This window comes from Algiphilus aromaticivorans DG1253 (assembly GCF_000733765.1).
Classification (GTDB): Bacteria; Pseudomonadota; Gammaproteobacteria; order Nevskiales; family Nevskiaceae; genus Algiphilus; species Algiphilus aromaticivorans.
Genome location: NZ_JPOG01000001.1, coordinates 3,270,467 through 3,286,520, shown reverse-complemented (window position 1 = coordinate 3,286,520; position 16,054 = coordinate 3,270,467). Strand labels below are relative to the sequence as shown.

General features: G+C 66.3%; 15 protein-coding genes. 7 read left to right on the top strand and 8 right to left on the bottom strand.

Annotated features, from left to right (window positions below):
- Window positions 1-202: 202 nt before the first annotated feature.
- Both U743_RS15285 and U743_RS18330 read right to left on the bottom strand, forming a co-directional pair.
- On the bottom strand, window positions 203-1,138 hold the full coding sequence (locus U743_RS15285) for a sensor domain-containing diguanylate cyclase (protein ID WP_052368262.1): 936 nt from the start codon (window positions 1,136-1,138) through the stop codon (window positions 203-205).
- Complete coding sequence (locus tag U743_RS18330; RefSeq protein WP_052368261.1) at window positions 1,135-2,214, bottom strand: cobalamin B12-binding domain-containing protein; 1,080 nt, start codon at window positions 2,212-2,214, stop codon at window positions 1,135-1,137. Before U743_RS18330 ends, U743_RS15285 begins: the two co-directional genes overlap by 4 nt.
- Before the next feature lie 229 nt (window positions 2,215-2,443).
- Here U743_RS18330 and rmuC point away from each other — a divergent pair, with 229 nt between their 5' ends.
- A complete protein-coding gene (gene rmuC / locus U743_RS15275; protein ID WP_052368260.1) occupies window positions 2,444-3,931 on the top strand; it encodes a DNA recombination protein RmuC in 1,488 nt (495 codons plus the stop codon).
- A 14-nt stretch (window positions 3,932-3,945) separates the two neighbouring features.
- Here the strand turns inward: rmuC and U743_RS15270 are convergent, their stop codons facing one another.
- Window positions 3,946-4,308: an ArsC family reductase gene (locus U743_RS15270; RefSeq protein WP_043769413.1), complete on the bottom strand. Its 363-nt coding sequence runs from the start codon at window positions 4,306-4,308 to the stop codon at window positions 3,946-3,948.
- Between the two features lie 135 nt (window positions 4,309-4,443).
- Between U743_RS15270 and U743_RS15265 the strand changes: the two genes are divergently transcribed.
- Window positions 4,444-5,010, top strand: coding sequence for an NnrU family protein (locus tag U743_RS15265; protein ID WP_043769411.1), 567 nt, complete (start codon window positions 4,444-4,446; stop codon window positions 5,008-5,010).
- A gap of 83 nt (window positions 5,011-5,093) precedes the next feature.
- On the opposite strand, the gene U743_RS15260 is transcribed toward U743_RS15265, so the two are convergent.
- Entirely contained in the window at window positions 5,094-5,465 is a 372-nt protein-coding gene (locus U743_RS15260) for a group I truncated hemoglobin (RefSeq protein WP_043769409.1), read from the bottom strand.
- Between the two features lie 134 nt (window positions 5,466-5,599).
- Between U743_RS15260 and U743_RS15255 the strand changes: the two genes are divergently transcribed.
- From U743_RS15255 to U743_RS15245, 3 genes are all read left to right on the top strand, one after another.
- A complete protein-coding gene (locus U743_RS15255; RefSeq protein WP_043769406.1) occupies window positions 5,600-6,307 on the top strand; it encodes a winged helix-turn-helix transcriptional regulator in 708 nt (235 codons plus the stop codon).
- Between the two features lie 213 nt (window positions 6,308-6,520).
- On the top strand, window positions 6,521-7,468 hold the full coding sequence (locus U743_RS15250; protein ID WP_043769403.1) for an NmrA family NAD(P)-binding protein: 948 nt from the start codon (window positions 6,521-6,523) through the stop codon (window positions 7,466-7,468).
- Window positions 7,469-7,718: 250 nt separating this feature from the next.
- Window positions 7,719-8,513 (top strand): class I SAM-dependent methyltransferase, encoded by a 795-nt coding sequence (locus tag U743_RS15245; RefSeq protein ID WP_052368259.1) that lies wholly within the window; start codon window positions 7,719-7,721, stop codon window positions 8,511-8,513.
- Between the two features lie 195 nt (window positions 8,514-8,708).
- Here the strand turns inward: U743_RS15245 and U743_RS15240 are convergent, their stop codons facing one another.
- Window positions 8,709-9,701, bottom strand: coding sequence for a DUF4382 domain-containing protein (locus U743_RS15240; protein WP_052368258.1), 993 nt, complete (start codon window positions 9,699-9,701; stop codon window positions 8,709-8,711).
- A 133-nt stretch (window positions 9,702-9,834) separates the two neighbouring features.
- Entirely contained in the window at window positions 9,835-10,239 is a 405-nt protein-coding gene (locus U743_RS15235; protein WP_043769401.1) for a DUF3015 family protein, read from the bottom strand.
- Between the two features lie 155 nt (window positions 10,240-10,394).
- On the opposite strand from U743_RS15235, the gene U743_RS15230 reads away from it, so the two are divergent.
- Both U743_RS15230 and U743_RS15225 read left to right on the top strand, forming a co-directional pair.
- Window positions 10,395-13,451 carry a parallel beta-helix domain-containing protein gene (locus tag U743_RS15230; protein WP_043769398.1) on the top strand — a complete coding sequence of 1,019 codons (3,057 nt, stop codon included), beginning with the start codon at window positions 10,395-10,397 and terminating at the stop codon, window positions 13,449-13,451.
- An 81-nt stretch (window positions 13,452-13,532) separates the two neighbouring features.
- Complete coding sequence (locus U743_RS15225; protein ID WP_043769397.1) at window positions 13,533-14,060, top strand: YIP1 family protein; 528 nt, start codon at window positions 13,533-13,535, stop codon at window positions 14,058-14,060.
- 208 nt (window positions 14,061-14,268) lie between these two features.
- Here U743_RS15225 and U743_RS15220 read toward each other — a convergent pair whose 3' ends face one another.
- Complete coding sequence (locus U743_RS15220; protein WP_043769393.1) at window positions 14,269-14,736, bottom strand: hypothetical protein; 468 nt, start codon at window positions 14,734-14,736, stop codon at window positions 14,269-14,271.
- Window positions 14,733-15,965, bottom strand: a complete 1,233-nt coding sequence (locus tag U743_RS15215; protein ID WP_084191595.1) for a lytic murein transglycosylase — start codon at window positions 15,963-15,965, stop codon at window positions 14,733-14,735. The genes U743_RS15220 and U743_RS15215 overlap by 4 nt, the downstream gene beginning before the upstream one ends.
- Window positions 15,966-16,054 lie beyond the last annotated feature (89 nt).

Sequence of the window (16,054 nt, the reverse complement as noted above, 5' to 3'; positions counted from 1 at the left end):
CTCGCCCTTTCGGACCAGGCACTATGGTCTCTACCGGAAGGGCAAGTGCCGAATGGTCTGCCGCGCGGTAGCTTCCAAGGTTCGTACGGTCCCTTGGCGCGTGCGAAGCCCCTGCCAGGCTCCTGGCGTGCCTGCGCACGAACACCGGCACTGCCGAAGCTCACGAGCCACGCACCTGCAGACAGCCGTCGGCGGGGATTTCTCAGCTATCGCTTACCACGCGGTTACGGCCCTCCGCCTTGGCGCGATAGAGCAGCTTGTCCGCGCGCTGCAGCAGCGAGCCCGGCGTTTCGCCGGGACGCCACTGCGCTACGCCGAAGCTCGCTGTGAACGTATGCTCGACCGGTCCCACCCGCAGTTCCTCGATCCGTGCGCGCAGTCGCTCGGTGGCTGCCGCCGCGGTGTCGGCGTCGGCATCGCGCATCAGGATCGCGAACTCCTCGCCGCCGAAGCGACAAACTTGATCGGCCTCGCGGGCGTTGCTCAGCAGCGTGCGGCTCAGCGCCTGCAGCACGCTGTCGCCGACCGAATGCCCGTGCGCGTCGTTGACCTGCTTGAAGTGATCCAGGTCCACCATGACCAGGCAGAGATTCCTGCCGTGGCGGTTCGCCGCACTGACCTCAGTAGACAGCGCCTCGTCGAGTTGCCGGCGATTGCCCAGTCCGGCGAGCCCGTCGGTCATCGACAGGTGCCGGATCTCGGCCTCGCGCTCGCGGAGCTGTCGATTCGTCGTGATGAGCTCGCGCTGGGACTGCGTCAGCTCGGAGGTCAGCGCCATCGCCGACTGCGAGGCGCGCAACAACTCCTCGATATCGTGCTCGGCAACGATCAGCAGATGATCCTCGCGGCAGAAGACCCGGCCGCGAAGCGACTGCGTTTCGCCGTTGGGATCACCCAGCGTCATCAGCCCTTCGTAGCAGGGCGTGTCACCGCTGGAAGCCATAGCGGTGAGCTGACGCAGGCTCGGCGACAGAAAGTAGGGTGCGGCGTTGATCGACTCGACCTCTCGCGCCTCCTGCGGTAGCAGGCGGCGGAATCCGCGGTTGGCCTCGCGGACGGTGCCGTCGCTGGCGATCTCCACCATCGCCACGGAGGCCAGTTCCTGTAGCACATCGACGAATAGCTCCGCGTTGGTCACGCGGCCAGCCCCCGGTCCGCCAGAGCCGGTCCCAGCTGGTCGGCGTCGGTGGCAATGACCTCGCCGCCGGTGGTGCGGGCGATCTCGGGGTACTGATTGACGGCGAGCCCGCCGAGAATGGCCGGGCGCATGCTCTCGCCCAGGGCTTCGCGCAGCTGCCGGAGCAGTTCCCGGGTGGTGAGCAGATGCGGTGCCAGAGAGGCTGAGATGCCCAACAGTTCCGGCTGCAACTCTCGGAGCAGCGGAATCAGGGCCTCCGCGCAGGCCGGTTTATAGAGCAGGCGCGTTTCCCAGCCGGCCATCTCGAAGGCGTCGGCGACGATGCGCAAGCCGAGCGCGTGATGGTTCCCGGGGGCACGAGCCAGCACGATACGCCGTCCGTTCTTGGCTGCCGCAGGACCCAGCCCGGCGGTCTGCGCGAGCACCGCCTCCACGATTGTCGTGGCAAGCCGTTCCTGTGTTACCGATACCGTGTTGCGTTGCCATTGCCGACCGATGTCGTAGAGGGCGGGCTGGATGACGTGCACGGCAGCAGCGATCTGGCTGCGACCCGGGGTAAGGGCCCCTTCGAAGAGTGCGGCTGAGCGGGCGTGATTCCCGTCCAGAAGCGCCTGCTGGAACGCGATGCATTCCGCCCAGGCATCGGGGCCGGTGCCTCCGTACTCGGTGGCCGCCTCACGCTCTTCGTGCAGCACCTGCATCGAGTCACTCAGCAGCGCGTTCACCGGATTCAGTGTCGGCTGCGGAAGCTGCTGTGCGTACAGGCTTTGCAGCTGGTCCAGTCCCTGCGCGAGGAGGCTGGCGTCGGCGCCGCGACTGACGAGCACCTGTTGCAACCAGAGCAGATAGTCCAGCCAGCTCTGCGCCTTGCCGCTGATCAGCGCCGTCTGCAGTGCGTCGATGTGATGCTCGGCGTCCGCGCGCGCGGCTTCTTCGGGATCCGCGCCGAAGGCTTTCCATACGGGGGTCAGGCTCGCCCGAAGGTGCTCAGCGAGCAATGCAACCGCCTGCTCACGCAGCGTCGCGAAGGCTCTGGTGTCGCTCTCTGTCCATTGGCCCTGCCTATCACCGTGCATAGTGGCTGACCTTCTCCGTATCGCGATACTGAAATCGGCTTTGCTCCACAAGGGTGCGCCTGATACGCGTTCTATGCGAGGGCCTGGCCGCACATGCTTGCCGATCCCGACCGGGGTGCGGTGAAAGGTCTGACAGGCGGTAGGTTGCGGGTGGTGACAGGTGGTTCATGTTCTATCGACATACCGCCGCCTCACCTGCTGAGCCACCGCGCGTGGCAGGCTAGGCGCCATGACCATCGATACCCTGATGCAGGAAGCGCTGTTCTGGCTCGTTGCGGGCCCGGTCGCCGCGCTGGCCGCCGTGCTCGCCCTCGTCTGCCTGGCGCAGCGCGCCGCGCTGGCGCGCGAGCGCGCCGGTGCCCAGGCCGCACGCGACGAGCTGGCCAGCCTGCGCGCGCGCGTCGAGGCCCAGGATGGCCGACTGGCCGAGCGCGATGCCCAACTCGAGCGGGCGCAGGGCGAAGTTTCCGAGCTACGCGAACGCCTGCACCGGGAGCAGACTGCGGCCGCCGAGCTGCGCACGCGCATGGAGGCCGAGCAGCAGGCCGCCCAGGAACGGCAGAAGCTGCTGGAGGCCACGCGCGAGCAGCTGGAGGAGCGTTTCAAGTCGCTGTCCAGCGAGGCGCTGGAGGCCAACAAGAAGTCTCTGCTGCAGCTCGCCGAACAGCGTTTCCAGCAGCAGGAGCAGATGGCACGCAACGATCTCGACAAGCGCAAGCAGGCCGTCGACGAGCTGGTCAAGCCGCTGCGCGAGTCGCTGTCCAAGCTGGAGTCGCAGAACCAGAAGCTGGAAGCCGCGCGCAGCGAGGCCTACGGCGCCATCAACCAGCAGATGAAGGCCCTAATCGACACGCATCTTCCGGCCCTGCGCGGCGAGACGGACCGCCTCGTCAAGGCGCTGCGCCAGCCGCATACGCGCGGCCGCTGGGGGGAGGTCCAGCTCAAGCGCGTCGCCGAGATGGCCGGCATGGTCGAGCACGTCGACTTCAGCCAGCAGGAGAGCGTGACGAGCGATGCGGGCGGGCGTCTGCGTCCGGACATGACCGTCCACCTGCCCGGCGGCCGCCGCATCGTTGTCGACGCCAAGGCGCCGGTGGCCGCCTATCTGGAGGCCATCGAGGCCGCCGACGAGGACAGCCGCGCCGGCCTGCTCAAGCAGCACGCTCAGCAGCTGCGCACCCACATTCAGCAGCTGGGCGACAAGAAGTATTTCGCGCAGTTCGATCGCACGCCCGAGTTCGTCGTGCTCTTCGTCCCGGGCGAGGTTTTCTTCTCCGAAGCGCTCAAGGCCGATCCCAGCCTCATCGAGTTCGGCGCCGAGCGCAAGGTCATCGTCGCCTCGCCCACCACCCTCATCGCCCTGCTCAAGGCGGTGTCCTACGGCTGGCGCCAGCAGGATTTGGCCGAGAATGCCGAGAAGGTCGCCAAGCTCGGCCGCGAGCTCTACGAGCGCATCGGCACGCTGGCCAGTCACTGGCAGAAGGTGGGCAAGAGCCTGGACAACGCCGTTGATTCCTACAACAAGGCCGTCGGCTCGCTGGAGACGCGCGTGCTGGTCTCGGCCCGCAAGTTCCGCGACCTGCAGGTGGGCGGCGAGGAGCACACGCCGCTGGAGACGCTGGACCACGCCTCCCGACCGCTGTCGGCGCCGGAGATGCAGTCGGACGACGCGGCCTCCGACAGGGCGCTCGATCCCAGCTCCGAGGACGAGGCGTAGCGGCAGCGCGCGTCTCAGGAAGCGCCGCGAAGCTCCGCCAGGATCGTGGTCTCGTCGGTTCGCGCAAAGCCGATGCGCACCCCGCCGGGGTACTCGATCACCGGCCTTTTGACCAGCGAGGGTTGGCTGGCGAGCAGGGCCGCGGCGTTGTCGGCGGTGACACCCTCGCGGGAGGTCTCGTCGAGCCGGCGCCAGGTCGTGCCGCGGCGATTGAGCACGGCGTCGAGGCCGAGCGCGTCGATCCACTGCTGTGCCTTGGCGCTTTCTAGGCCGTCGGTCTTGAAGTCGTGGAAGCGGTAGTCGATGCCTGCGGCATCCAGCGCCTTGCGCGCCCGCTTCACCGTGTCGCAGTTCTTGATGCCGTAGACCGTCACCATGGTGTGGCTCGTCGCGAGAATGGGTTGCGGAGCATAGCCATAGATGGGGTGCCGGGTTATGCGGTGGGGCCAGTGCCTGCTAGGCTTCGATGGATCGTGCCGGCGCCTTTGCCGCGGCCAGATGAGGGGGAGAGCATGCTGCTGACACTCGGGGTTCTGCTGTGGGCCGGGATTCATCTATTCCCGGCGGTTGCGCCCAACGCCCGTGCCGCCGTCATCGAGCGCATCGGGCTGTGGCCCTACAAGGGGCTCTTCGCGCTGGGCATCGTGGCTGCCCTGCTGGTGATCATCTTCGGCTGGCGCGCGATGCCGCCGACATCGCTCTGGGTGCCGCCGATGGGCATGCGGCATGCGACGCTGCTGCTGGTGCCGATCGCAGTGGTGCTCTTCATCAGCGCCCGCGCACCCACCGACATCAAGCAGCTGATCGCTCACCCGCAGCTGGCCGGCGTCAAGCTCTGGGCGCTGGCGCATCTGCTGGCCAATGGCGAGTGGCGCTCGCTGATCCTCTTCGGCGGCATGCTGGCCTGGGCTGTGCTGGAGGTCATCTTCATCAAGCGGCGCGACGGTGCGCGGCAGAAGCTCGCCCGCGTCGGTTGGCCGAAGACCGTGCTCAGCGCCGTGATCGGGTTGGCCGTCGCCGTGGCGCTGATTTATGTGCATCCGTGGATCGCGGGACGGGCGGCGATCGCTCTAGGCTAAGCCGGAGGAAGCAGACGCGCGCAGCGGCGCGCTGAAGCGGCAAGGGCCGGCAACTGCCGGCCCTTGCCGGAAGCGTTGCCTGCCTAGACGTGCACGATCTCGTCCTTCAGCGAGTAGGTGATGGCGAGCACCTCATTGCGCGATTGTTCGTCGACGCCGTGGGCTTCCAGTGTGCCCATGATGTCGTCGACTGCGGCCATGTACTCGGCGGCGTCGATATTCATGCCGCGATGCGTATCGAGCATGTTGCGGCCGCCGTACTGCTCCGGCCCTCCGCTACCGGCGCTGAGGAAATCCCGCAGGTGCTTCTTGCCTTGCGCGAGGCGCTCTGGATCCTCGCTCATGGGGATGTAGCGCGCCTTGATGACGGGATTGCGCAGATGGGCTTCGACGATATCGTCGACCAGAGCGGCGATGCCGTCGGCACCTCCCAGGCGTTCGTAGAGCGTGCTCATGATCGTGTCCTCCTTTGCGAATTGGACGATGCACCCCGAGGGGTACGGGGCAAGAGGCTAGGGAGGTCATTGGCGCTCGGGTAGTACACAAGCTGTACTGGCGTGGCCCGAATGCGGGCGCCTAGACTAGGCACATGGCAAAAGGGTACGGCCAGTTCTGTCCCCTGGCGAAGGCGGCCGAGCTGCTCTGCGAGCGCTGGACGATGATCCTTGTGCGCGAGCTGTCGGCCGGTAGCCGGCGCTTCAACGAGTTGCGTCGCGGCCTGCCGCTGATGTCGCCGACGCTGCTGTCGCGGAGGCTCGGCCAGCTCGCGAGCGCCGGTGTAGTTCAGCAAGTGCGCGACAACGACGGGGCGTGGGCCTACGAGCTGACGCAGGCCGGCCGCGAGCTGCGGCCGATGGTCGAGCTGATGGGCACCTGGGGCCACCGCTGGGTGGGCAGCCAGCTGCAGGAAGACGATCTCGACGTCGGGCTGCTGATGTGGGATATCCGTCGCGGTGTCGACCCGGCGCATTTCCCGCCGCATCGCGTCGTGGTGCAGGTGCGCTTCAGCGATGCACCCGGTGGCCATCGTGACTGGTGGCTGGTCTCGGAAGGCGGCGAAACCGATCTCTGCATGGAGGATCCCGGCCACGATGTTGACGTCGTCGTGCTAAGCAGCCTGCGCGCACTCACCGAAGTCTGGCTGTGCCGCTGCACTATCGCCGAGGCCGAGCGACAGCGCAGCATGCAGGTACTCGGCAGCGACGACTTCCGCAGACAGCTCCCCCGCTGGCTCCAGGGTAGCCCGCTCGCGCGCCTGGGCGAGGCTTCGCTGCGAGAGGTTCCTGTCGAGAGCTGACGCCAGCCATCGCCCGCTATCGACATGCGTCGAGAGCAGGGCCCGCGCAGCGCGGCTTCGTCCCAAACCTACCCGAAGGTGTAGAGCCCATCGCAAGCCCCCCACCCCACAATCTAGCTACTACACAACGAAAGGGTGGCTTCGGTCCGCACGCGCGTCGGCGTCTTCGCGGCGAAGCGCAGGAGCCACCCGAAGGCACGCAAGGAGGGGTACATGGGCAAGATCGTTACGGTATTCGCGGCGTCCGGTACGGCCGGGCAGGCCTGCGTCAACGAGCTACTGGATCATCCGGACTTCGAGGTCCGTGTGCTGCAGCGCAAGCCGGGGCAGCAGGAGAAGTCATCCTCCGGGCAAACCCTCGAGCAGGACGAGAAGCAGCGCATCTGGGATGCCTGGGCTGCACGCGGCGCCGAGATCCGCGAAGCCGATGTCACCAGTCACGCCGAGCTGATTCCGGCGCTTGAGGGGACGGATTATCTGGTTTCCTGCGTACCGATCTTCGCCACCGAATCGCAGTACCCGCTCATCTTCGCTGCGGCAGAAGCGGGCGTGGAGCGCTTCGTGCCCTCCGAGTTCGGCTATATCTACGAATGGGAGCAGTTCTGGCCCTCGCCCCACGCCCACCGCATGATTGCGCGCCAGAAGGCCTTCATCCGGCGCGTCATCGAGCTGGCGGGCATGGACTACACCATCATTCCGGCCGGTCTCTGGCCGGAGTACTACATGGCCGAGCCGGTGCTTATCCCCGGTGATGGCGAACGCAAGGTTTCCTGGTCCACCGGCGCCGATGTCGGCCGCATCATCCCGCACGTACTGGCGCATCCGCTGTCGCGCAACGCGGTCTGCCCGGTGGCGGCCACGGCCTATATGAGCTGGAACGAGCTGCTGGACAAGCGCGAGCAGCTGCTCGGCCGCAAGGTTGAGCGCCGCTACATGGATGCCGCGCAATGGCGCGAAGCGCACGCAGCAGCCGCGCCCGGCTTCTACCGAGATGTGCTGCTGGCCATCGGCATAGCTGGTGCGGAGTGCCCGGAAGGCATGCCGCTCTGGGCCAACTGGAACGCCATGCATCTCCCGAACTTCAAGGGTACGCCGCTGGATGAGCTTTTCCCGCAAGTGATCGAGCCAACCGCCGAGCAATTGAAAGCGCTCCTGGCTTAGGGGCCATCCCGCCGCGCGGGAGACCATCGCCCATCCCTCGCCGTGCGTGTTTCGGCCTGCGATGACAGAGCGCCGGTAGCGACCGTGCGCGCGACGTGCTACGAATAGTACAGCTGCTTCGGGGTGCGGCCCCCTTTCAGCCCGCATACCAACCGCACAGACTCCCCTTTAGCTCGTCCGAGGTTCGCGCAAGCGTACCTCTGCACGGGATGGGTCTTTCTATTGCTTTGTCACTGGCACGGAGTGCGTGATGACTGATAACCCCGCCAAACTCGCCGAGAGCGTTAACGCGTTTTACGACGAGGCGATGTTCGGCCCCCGGCTTCTGAAGTACTACGCCGGCAGCGAGTACACGAATTTCGGCTACTGGGAGGCGGGAACCGCGGATGCCAAGACCGCGTGCGATGCGCTGATGGCCCGACTGCTGGGCTTCATCCCGGACAAGAAGGGCCAGGTCCTTGATGTTGCCTGTGGCAAGGGCGAGACGACGCGCTACATTGCCCGCCACTATGACGAGGCGGATATCAACGCCATCAACATCTCCGAGCGTCAGTTGGCGCGCGGCCGGGAGATCGTTCCGGGTGCACGCTTCCAGATGATGGATGCCACTCAGCTGGAGTTCCCCGACGCGTCTTTCGATGCGGTGGTCTGCGTTGAGGCGGCCTTCCACTTCAATACACGCGAGCGTTTCCTGCGCGAGGCCTGCCGAGTCCTGAAGCCGGGCGGCTATCTCGTGCTGAGCGATATTCTCGTCGACGATTCGGCTGAGAGAGAGCATGCTCGCCGTGTTCCCGACAATTATGTGCCGGACCTCGACGTGTACCGGCGTCTCTTCGAAGAGGCAGGTCTCGTCATCGATCATCTGGAAGATGCCACCGAAGCCTGCTGGAAGAATCATTACCGGCACATCACGCGTTATGCGCACGAGGCTTACCTGCATGGTGATTTCACGCTGGAAGCGTTGCAGCACGCGCTCCGCCCGTATTACGAGCGTGTGCGCTACATCCAGCACTACGTGCTGGTCGGTGCCCGCAAGCAGCCGTGAGCATGCACCGGCTAAGGGGATAAGGTCGGCCCAAGCCGCGAAGGCGGCGTAGCACGATCGGCGCTGTGCGCACCCTTGTGAGGGCGGTGACGCTGTCGACAGTAGCGAAAGCGTCGGTGCTATAGCCCCGAAACAAAAAAGGGCGGCGACCATCGGTCGCCGCCCATGGGCCGACGGGGGGACGTCGGCGGAGGGCTATTCTGCGTTCGGCGTGCTGCCGTCCCCTTCGTTCTCCACGAGTTCGGCCTCGAAGTCGACCGTCGTGACGACGCCGGCCTCAACGGTGGCATTGGTCTGATCGTCGAAGCGGATGTCATTCTGCGTGGCCGGATCGTCGCGGCCCGCCTGGCAGGTGAAGGCGGCGGTGTACTCGCCCGCATTCAGGAAGGCGGCCGTGTAGACGAAGTCGCCCGTCTCGATGTCGAGTGTCACGCGTGCCGCCGTCAGCGGCTCGCTGTCCGAGCCGAGGCTGCCCAGCGTGGCGTCATTGCCCTCGTAGACGTATACCGCTGCGCCCTCGCCCGTGGCGGGGTCGGCGTCGCAATCGGTGCCGATCAGCAGCGCCGGATCAATGCTGCCGCCGATGCTGCCGGCTTCCTCGACTTCCACGATACGCAGAACCGGGTTCATGCGGTAGTCCGGAAAGCCCTGCGGGTTGTTGATGGACTTGCGCAGATCGAAGTCGACTACGTAGAAGACGCCCTGATTGGCATTGACGCTGAAGGGGCCATTCAACTGCAGCCCGCGCTGCGAGCCGCTCGGGATGAATAGCGATTCTTCACCGCCATCGTCCTCGACGACGAAGGAGTCCATGACGCCGCGCTCGGCGTTGACCTTGAGCCGAATCCACTCGTAGTCGCCGGCGGGAATCGGCTCGTCGATCAGCAGGCCCTCGGTGTCGCCCCCGGCCAGGGCCAGCACGTCGAAGGTGCGCGGCTCGTCGAAGTCGTAGCTGATGAAGCCGCCTTCCTCGTCCTCGCCGTTACCAGCGGGGTTGAAAACGACTCCGGTGAACTGGATGTTGACTTCGGCGAGCGAATCGACCGGCGCGTCAGTGACGGCCAGGTTGACGGTGCTCTCGGTGCCGCCGCCTCCGTCATTGGCGCTGGGGCCGTCGGAACCGCTGCCGCAGGCCGCGACAGCGGACGCGGCGAGCAGGGGAAGCAGGAATCTGGAAATCTTCGGCATGGGATGCTCTCCGTGAGTGAATGAGGTTGTCCTCTTTCACGTACACGAAGGCAGCCCGCCAAAGGTTCCATCGGCGGTTAGATCAAGTGTTCGCCACCGGGCCGCCGGCGCGGCCCGGCTGATGCGGCGGCGTTCAGCGCGTCGCGTCGATGCGTGCGATCAGTTCCTCGGGCTCGCGCAAGTCGCTGAAGAGCTGCCCGTGGTGGGCTTGGGCCCAACTCGCGAAAGCGCCCGGGTCCTCCTCGCCGAGAAGCACCGCGAGGGTCTCGATGTGTTCGCCTTCGCCGCCGGCGGCCTCGCGCTCGATCCAGTCAAGCTGCGTGCGTACGTAGTGACGCGTGCGCAGGCTGGCGGTTTCGTCGTCGCCTTCCGTCGAGCTGCTGGCCGAGCTGGCTGCGTCGCCGGAGGTGGAGGCCAGGTCGAAAGGCAGGGTCGTCGCGTCGGTGGTCATGCATCCGGCGAGGCCGGATGCCAGCATGGCTGCGAGAAGGTGGGGAGCACGCTTGATCATCGTTTCCTCGGCACAGTGGATGCGCATCGCTGATCAGTTTGGCACGGTTGGCGGGCGCTGAGTACCGTCGCCTACTGAGAAATTGCGACACGCGCCTGCTATCGCGGACCCCCAAGCGTTGCTATCTTGATCTCTAGACCGATTACGAGGCACGGCGCAAGCAGCCGGCCAGGGGAAAAGCAATGCAGACGTGGCGGAAGTTCGGGGTGATCGTTTTGGGTGCGGCGTTGTTGGCCGCCTGCGGGGGCAGCAGCGAAAGTGTCGGCAGCGGGTCGGGCGACGGCTCGCCGCAGCCGCCTGCCGCCGAGGGCCGGGAATTCCTCATCGAGCCCGGTGACCGCGCCACCTTCGATGCGGTGGAGGCCTTCATCAGCGCCCGGCCCGGCGACACCATCCGCTTCGACTGCGGCTTCTTCGCCATTGATCAGACCCTGCTCCTGACCCACACCGAGGCGGTGACCATCAGCGGTTGCGGCCCGGACGAGACGGTGCTGTCCTTCCGCAACAGCAGCGGCGTCGAGGGCATCCTGATCAACAGCGCGCGCGGCATCACCATCAAGGATCTGACCGTCGCCGACCCAGCCGGCAACGGCATCGAGCTGCGCAGCGTCGATCACGGCACGCTGCGCAATGTCCGCACCTTCTGGTCTTCCGGTGGTGGCGCGCAGTCTGAGACCCCACTCAGCGCCGAGAATTACCAGGGCGAGGACACGCCGATGAACGTCGCCTGTACCGACCCGCCGACGCAGGATCCGCGTGCGCCCGAGAACAATCTGGGTGGCGATACGACCTCGCCGGACTACACGCCGAGCGAGAAGGCGGGCCGTTATGGCATCTACCCGGTGAAGTCGCAGAACATTCTCGTAGAGGAATCGGAGTCCATTGGCGCCTCCGATGCCGGCATCTACGTCGGTCAGACCTCGACCGCGATCATTCGCGACAGCCGCGCGGTCTACAACGTCTTCGGCTTTGAGATCGAGAACGTTCGTCACGGCGAGTACAGCGGCAACCTGGCCGAGTGCAACACCGGCGGCTTCCTGATCTACGATCTCGACAATCTCACGCAGTACGGCGAGCGCACGATCATGCGCAACAACGTCGCGCGCATGAACAACACCTACAATTTCGCCGCGGGTGGCTTCGTCGCCAACGTGCCTCCGGGCAGCGGCATGATCACGCTGGCCTACGACCGCATCGACGTCTACGACAACGTCTTCGAGGACAACAACACCGGCGGCATCCTCCACGTCAGCTACGAGCTCTTCCCGGAAGGCGCCGGCCGGCCGACCGACCGTAAGATCGACTTCTACACCGAGGGCTTGCGGGTCTACCGCAACAGCTTCAAGAACAACGGCAATGGCCTGCCGCGACCGACGACCAATGATCTCGCGGACGGGGATGTCGCACGCCTGCTACCGACGCTGGTGGGTGTGAAGACGGCTCTGGGCTGCCTGACGACGCCGGGCGAATGTCCGGTGGACGGCACGCTAGGCGTGCGCGGCGGGCATATCGTCTTTGACGGCCTGTTCGACGAGTACGATCCGGACTGTCCCTACCCGGTCGATGCCAACGGCGATCCGGTGCCCGAGGAAGAGAACTTCCCCGGCAAGCCGCGGCACACCGACTCCGACCCGAATCCGGAGTGCCACTACAACGCCTACAAGTTCGACACCAGCCAGGAAGACAATCCGCGCAAGGTGCCGATCTTCTTCCCCTCCTGCATCGACGACAGCAATACCTTCTCCGACGACAGCCTGACCTACACCAACTTCCACGGCCTGCGCGGCCTGGAAGCGGCGCTGGCGCTGCTCGACGAGAACCCGCTCGGTACGCTGCTCGACCCGACCACGCTGCAGGCCATTCTGACCGGCGTGCCGCAGCTGGCGGCCGATCTCGACATGAGTGTGCACGACTGCGAGGCGCGCTTCGGCGAAACGCTGGAGCCCATCGAGCCGGTGGTCATTCCGCCCTTCGAGCCCAGCGGTGATTTCGATCCGGCGCCGTCGCCGGAGCAGGTCGCCACCCTCTGCGAGGCCGACGTGTCCGCGGGCGAAGTGAATTTCGATGCCGCGCCGGTGAACTGCCCGCGTCTGGATCACTACAACCTCTTCGCGGATCCGGAAGACCCCACCAGCGAGCCCAATGGTCGCGGCTTCCCCTTCGTGCTGAACACCAAGCTGTTCTCGGACTACGCGGTGAAGTACCGCGTCGCCTACATGCCGCCGGGCACGCGTGCGACCTACAAGGCGCCAGGCGCCGATCAGCCGACGGGCAGCATCGTCTTCCCGGTGGGCACGATCATCGCCAAGACCTTCTCCTTCGTGGCCGACGCCAGCGAGGAGCACATCGAGACGCGGCTGATCATCAAGCGCGAATCGAGTGAGGGCACGCTGCGCTGGGACGGTATTCCCTACGTCTGGGAAAGCGACGGCAACGGCGGGCGCGTGGCCACCCTGCAGATGAGCGGGCGCGAGGGCATCGCGGTCGAATGGGACTACGAGAATGTCGAGAGCGGGGTGCGCCACAGCGGTAGCACCGACAACTACAGCGTCCCGACTGCCAACCAGTGCCTGAGCTGCCATGCCAACAACGACCTGGAGGCGGGTTCGCCGCCCATCGGTCCGAAGGTGCGCAATCTCAACCGCGCCTACCGCTCCGAGTCGATGGTGGTCACCGATCAGGGTCGTCATCCTATCGCCGGCAACAACCAGATCGCCTGGATGTGCGACAACGATCTCATGACTGGTTGTCCGGATGATCTGGGCGTCGATCCGATCTCGCAGGTCGCCACCAATCTGGAGCACGTGCCGCGCTTCAACATCCCGGGCGACGCCGGCCACCCGGCCGGCTCGGATGCCGACATCGAGGCGCGCACGCGCGCATGGCTGGAGGTCAACTGCCAGCATTGCCACAACCCGCGCGGCTTCGCAGCGAACACCGGCTACTACCTCGATGTCTTCCGGCAGGTCGACCAGAGCTACGGTATCTGCAAGGGGCCGACCGCTGCCGGCACCGAGGGCAGCGGCGGTCGCACGGTGGACGTCAAGCCCGGCGATGCCGATGGCTCCATCCTCGCCTACCGCAATGGCCCCGAGGCCGATACGCCGGCGGCGCAGATGCCGCCCATCGCGCGCAGCGTCGTCCACAGCGAAGCACACGCGCTGCTCCGGCAGTGGATCAACGATGTCGTCGTGGCGGACGACGAACGCTATCCGGGCTCGGAAAGCTGCGCCGATTGAGTTTTTCGGATGCGCGGCGGCTGGACGTCGCCGCGCGCCTGCCGCAGGATGGGTCTCAACACTTGAAATAGTGAGGGGCTCATGCAGAACATCATGCAGCGCATGCTGGGAGCGGCGAAGCTGGATGTCGCTACCTATGAGGAAGTCGAAAAGGACAGCGACGCCACGGTCCAGGCGCTGGGCGTGGTTGTGCTGGTGGCAGTTGCCACCGGGCTCGGTTCGCTGGGCTACGTCGGCTTCTCCGGCATGCTGCTCGGCATCGTCGCCGCCGTTTTGGGCTGGGCCGTCTGGGCCGGCCTGATCTGGCTCATCGGCACCAAACTGCTGGCCGAGCCGAGCACAGAGGCGGACTGGGGTCAGGTCGCGCGCACCACCGGCTTCGCGCAGACGCCGGGCCTGCTGCGCATCTTCGGGTTCATCCCGGTGATCGGCCCCTTCATCGTGCTGGCCTCCGGCATCTGGCAGATCGTGGCCGTGGTTATCGCGGTGCGTTCGGCGCTGGACTACACGGCGACCTGGCGCGCCGTGGTGGTTGTCCTCATCGGCTGGGTGGTCAGCATGATGATCTACATGCTGCTCGGAGTCGGTAGCACGGCAACGGTCGGCTAGGGCGGGCTCTGTAAAACCGCCGTGCTCGGCAGATTGACCGCCGGCGGTGCTTGAGCTGTTTCGTCCGAAACGAAACGGCGCCTTAGCTTGAAGGGGTCAGGCACATGGACGTGCCTGATAACCCGCATGGACTACCGCAGACATTGTGCTTCCCGCGCTCCGGTGGCGCACCCCACCTGCCGTCAGTCGCGACGTGTAGAACGTTTTCCTAGTCGCCGTCGGTCGCGGTGCGGGGGTCGTAGGGAACACGCACGCCGGATAAGCCACGACGCATCGCTTCCCGCTGCGCCTGCGGCAGTGCGTCGAGATCTTCCCGGCGATAGTCGCGGCTCGCGCAGTTCTCCGCGTAGCGCGTCTTCAGCGCGTTGATCTCGGCGAGCTCCTCCTGGAAGGCGGCGACCTTGTCGTTGAAGGCGCGCGCGGCCTCGTTGTAGCGCTTGCGGCTCTCACTGTTTTCTCGCAGCTTCTGACGCTGCGCTTCCAAGCGCTCGCGTCGCTCGGCTTGCTCGGCGGCCTGCGCATTGAGGCGCTCGGCCTCGCTGCGCAGCGTCTTCACCTGCTCGGCGCACTGCGCCAGTACCTCGGCGGTGAGCGGCGCTTGGTCGTCGGCGGCGTGCAGCGTCGGCGCGGAGGCCAGCGCGAGACAGAAGAGAATGCGATTGGCGATGGTGTTCATGGCTTGCTCTCGGTTGCTCGATCCGTTTTCTGCAGGGTGTCCAGCAGCTCTTGCGTGGGGAAGGCATCGGGCACGGCACCGATGGATGCCTGGAACTCGCGCAGGCCGCTGCGCGTTCGAGGCCCGGCGAGGCCGTCCGGCTTGCCAACGTCGAAGCCGCGGGCATTGAGAAGGCGCTGCATGGTCTCGATCTCGTCGCGGCTCAGTGCTTCCTGCTCGCGCGGCCACGGATCTCCGATGCCGTCGCCACCGTCGATGCGGTCGGCGAGCAAGCCCACGGCCAGGGCGTAACTGGTGGCGTTGTTGTAGCGCAGGATGGCATCGAAGTTCTTTCCGACCAGGAAGGCGGGGCCCTCGGCCCCGGCCGGCAGCAGTACCCGAGCGTTCTCCATGGCCGGCAGCGTGCCGCCCGCGGCTGTGCGCAGTCCGGCTTCCTGCCACTGCGCGCTGTCGCGGCGTTCGCCGCGGTCGGCATCGCGGTAATCGAAGTCTTCGGGCAGGCGCAGCTCTACGCCCCATCCTTCGTCGCTGCGCCAACCGGCCTCCGCCAGATAGTTCGCGGTCGAGGCCATGACGTCCGGGATGCTGCCCCAGATGTCGCGCCGCGTGTCGCCATCGGCATCCACGGCATAGGCGCGGAAACTGGTGGGCAGGAACTGGGTGTGACCCATGGCGCCGGCCCAGGAGCCGCGCATCTTCTGACGGGCGATATCGCCGTCCGCCAGAATTTTCAGAGCTGCGAGCAGCTCGCGCTCCGCGAAGCTCTGGCGACGGCCCTCGAAGGCCAGCGTGGCCAGAGCGTCGATAGTCGCGGTGTCGCCGAAGTTGCGGCCGAAGTTGCTCTCGATGCCCCAGATGGCGACCAGCACTTTGCCGGGCACGCCGTAACGCTTGTCGGCGGCATCGATGGCCTCGGCGTGCTCCGCCAGCATCTGGCGGCCGGTTTCCGCCCGCGTCTTGGAGACGGCGGAATCGAGGTAGTCCCAGATCGCGCGCGTGAACTCGGGCTGATGACGATCGCGCTCGATGACATCAGGCAGATAACGCGCTTCGCCGAAAGCCTTGTCCACGACCTCGGCCGTGACACCCGCCTGGCGGGCTTCGGCGGCGAAGTCTTCCAGCCACTCGCTGAAGGCGGCCTCGCGGTCCGGTGGGGCGTTAGAGGTGGCGGGGCCGGCGGCGCAGCCGGCGAGCAGCAGGGTGGCGAGCAGACAACGAAGCGAGGGCATGGAGGATGTGCTGAGAGATACAGCGGCAGCCTACCGCGGGCGGCGCCTTTACGCTCGCGCGCCGGCGCCCCTTGCTAGGCTGCGCACTG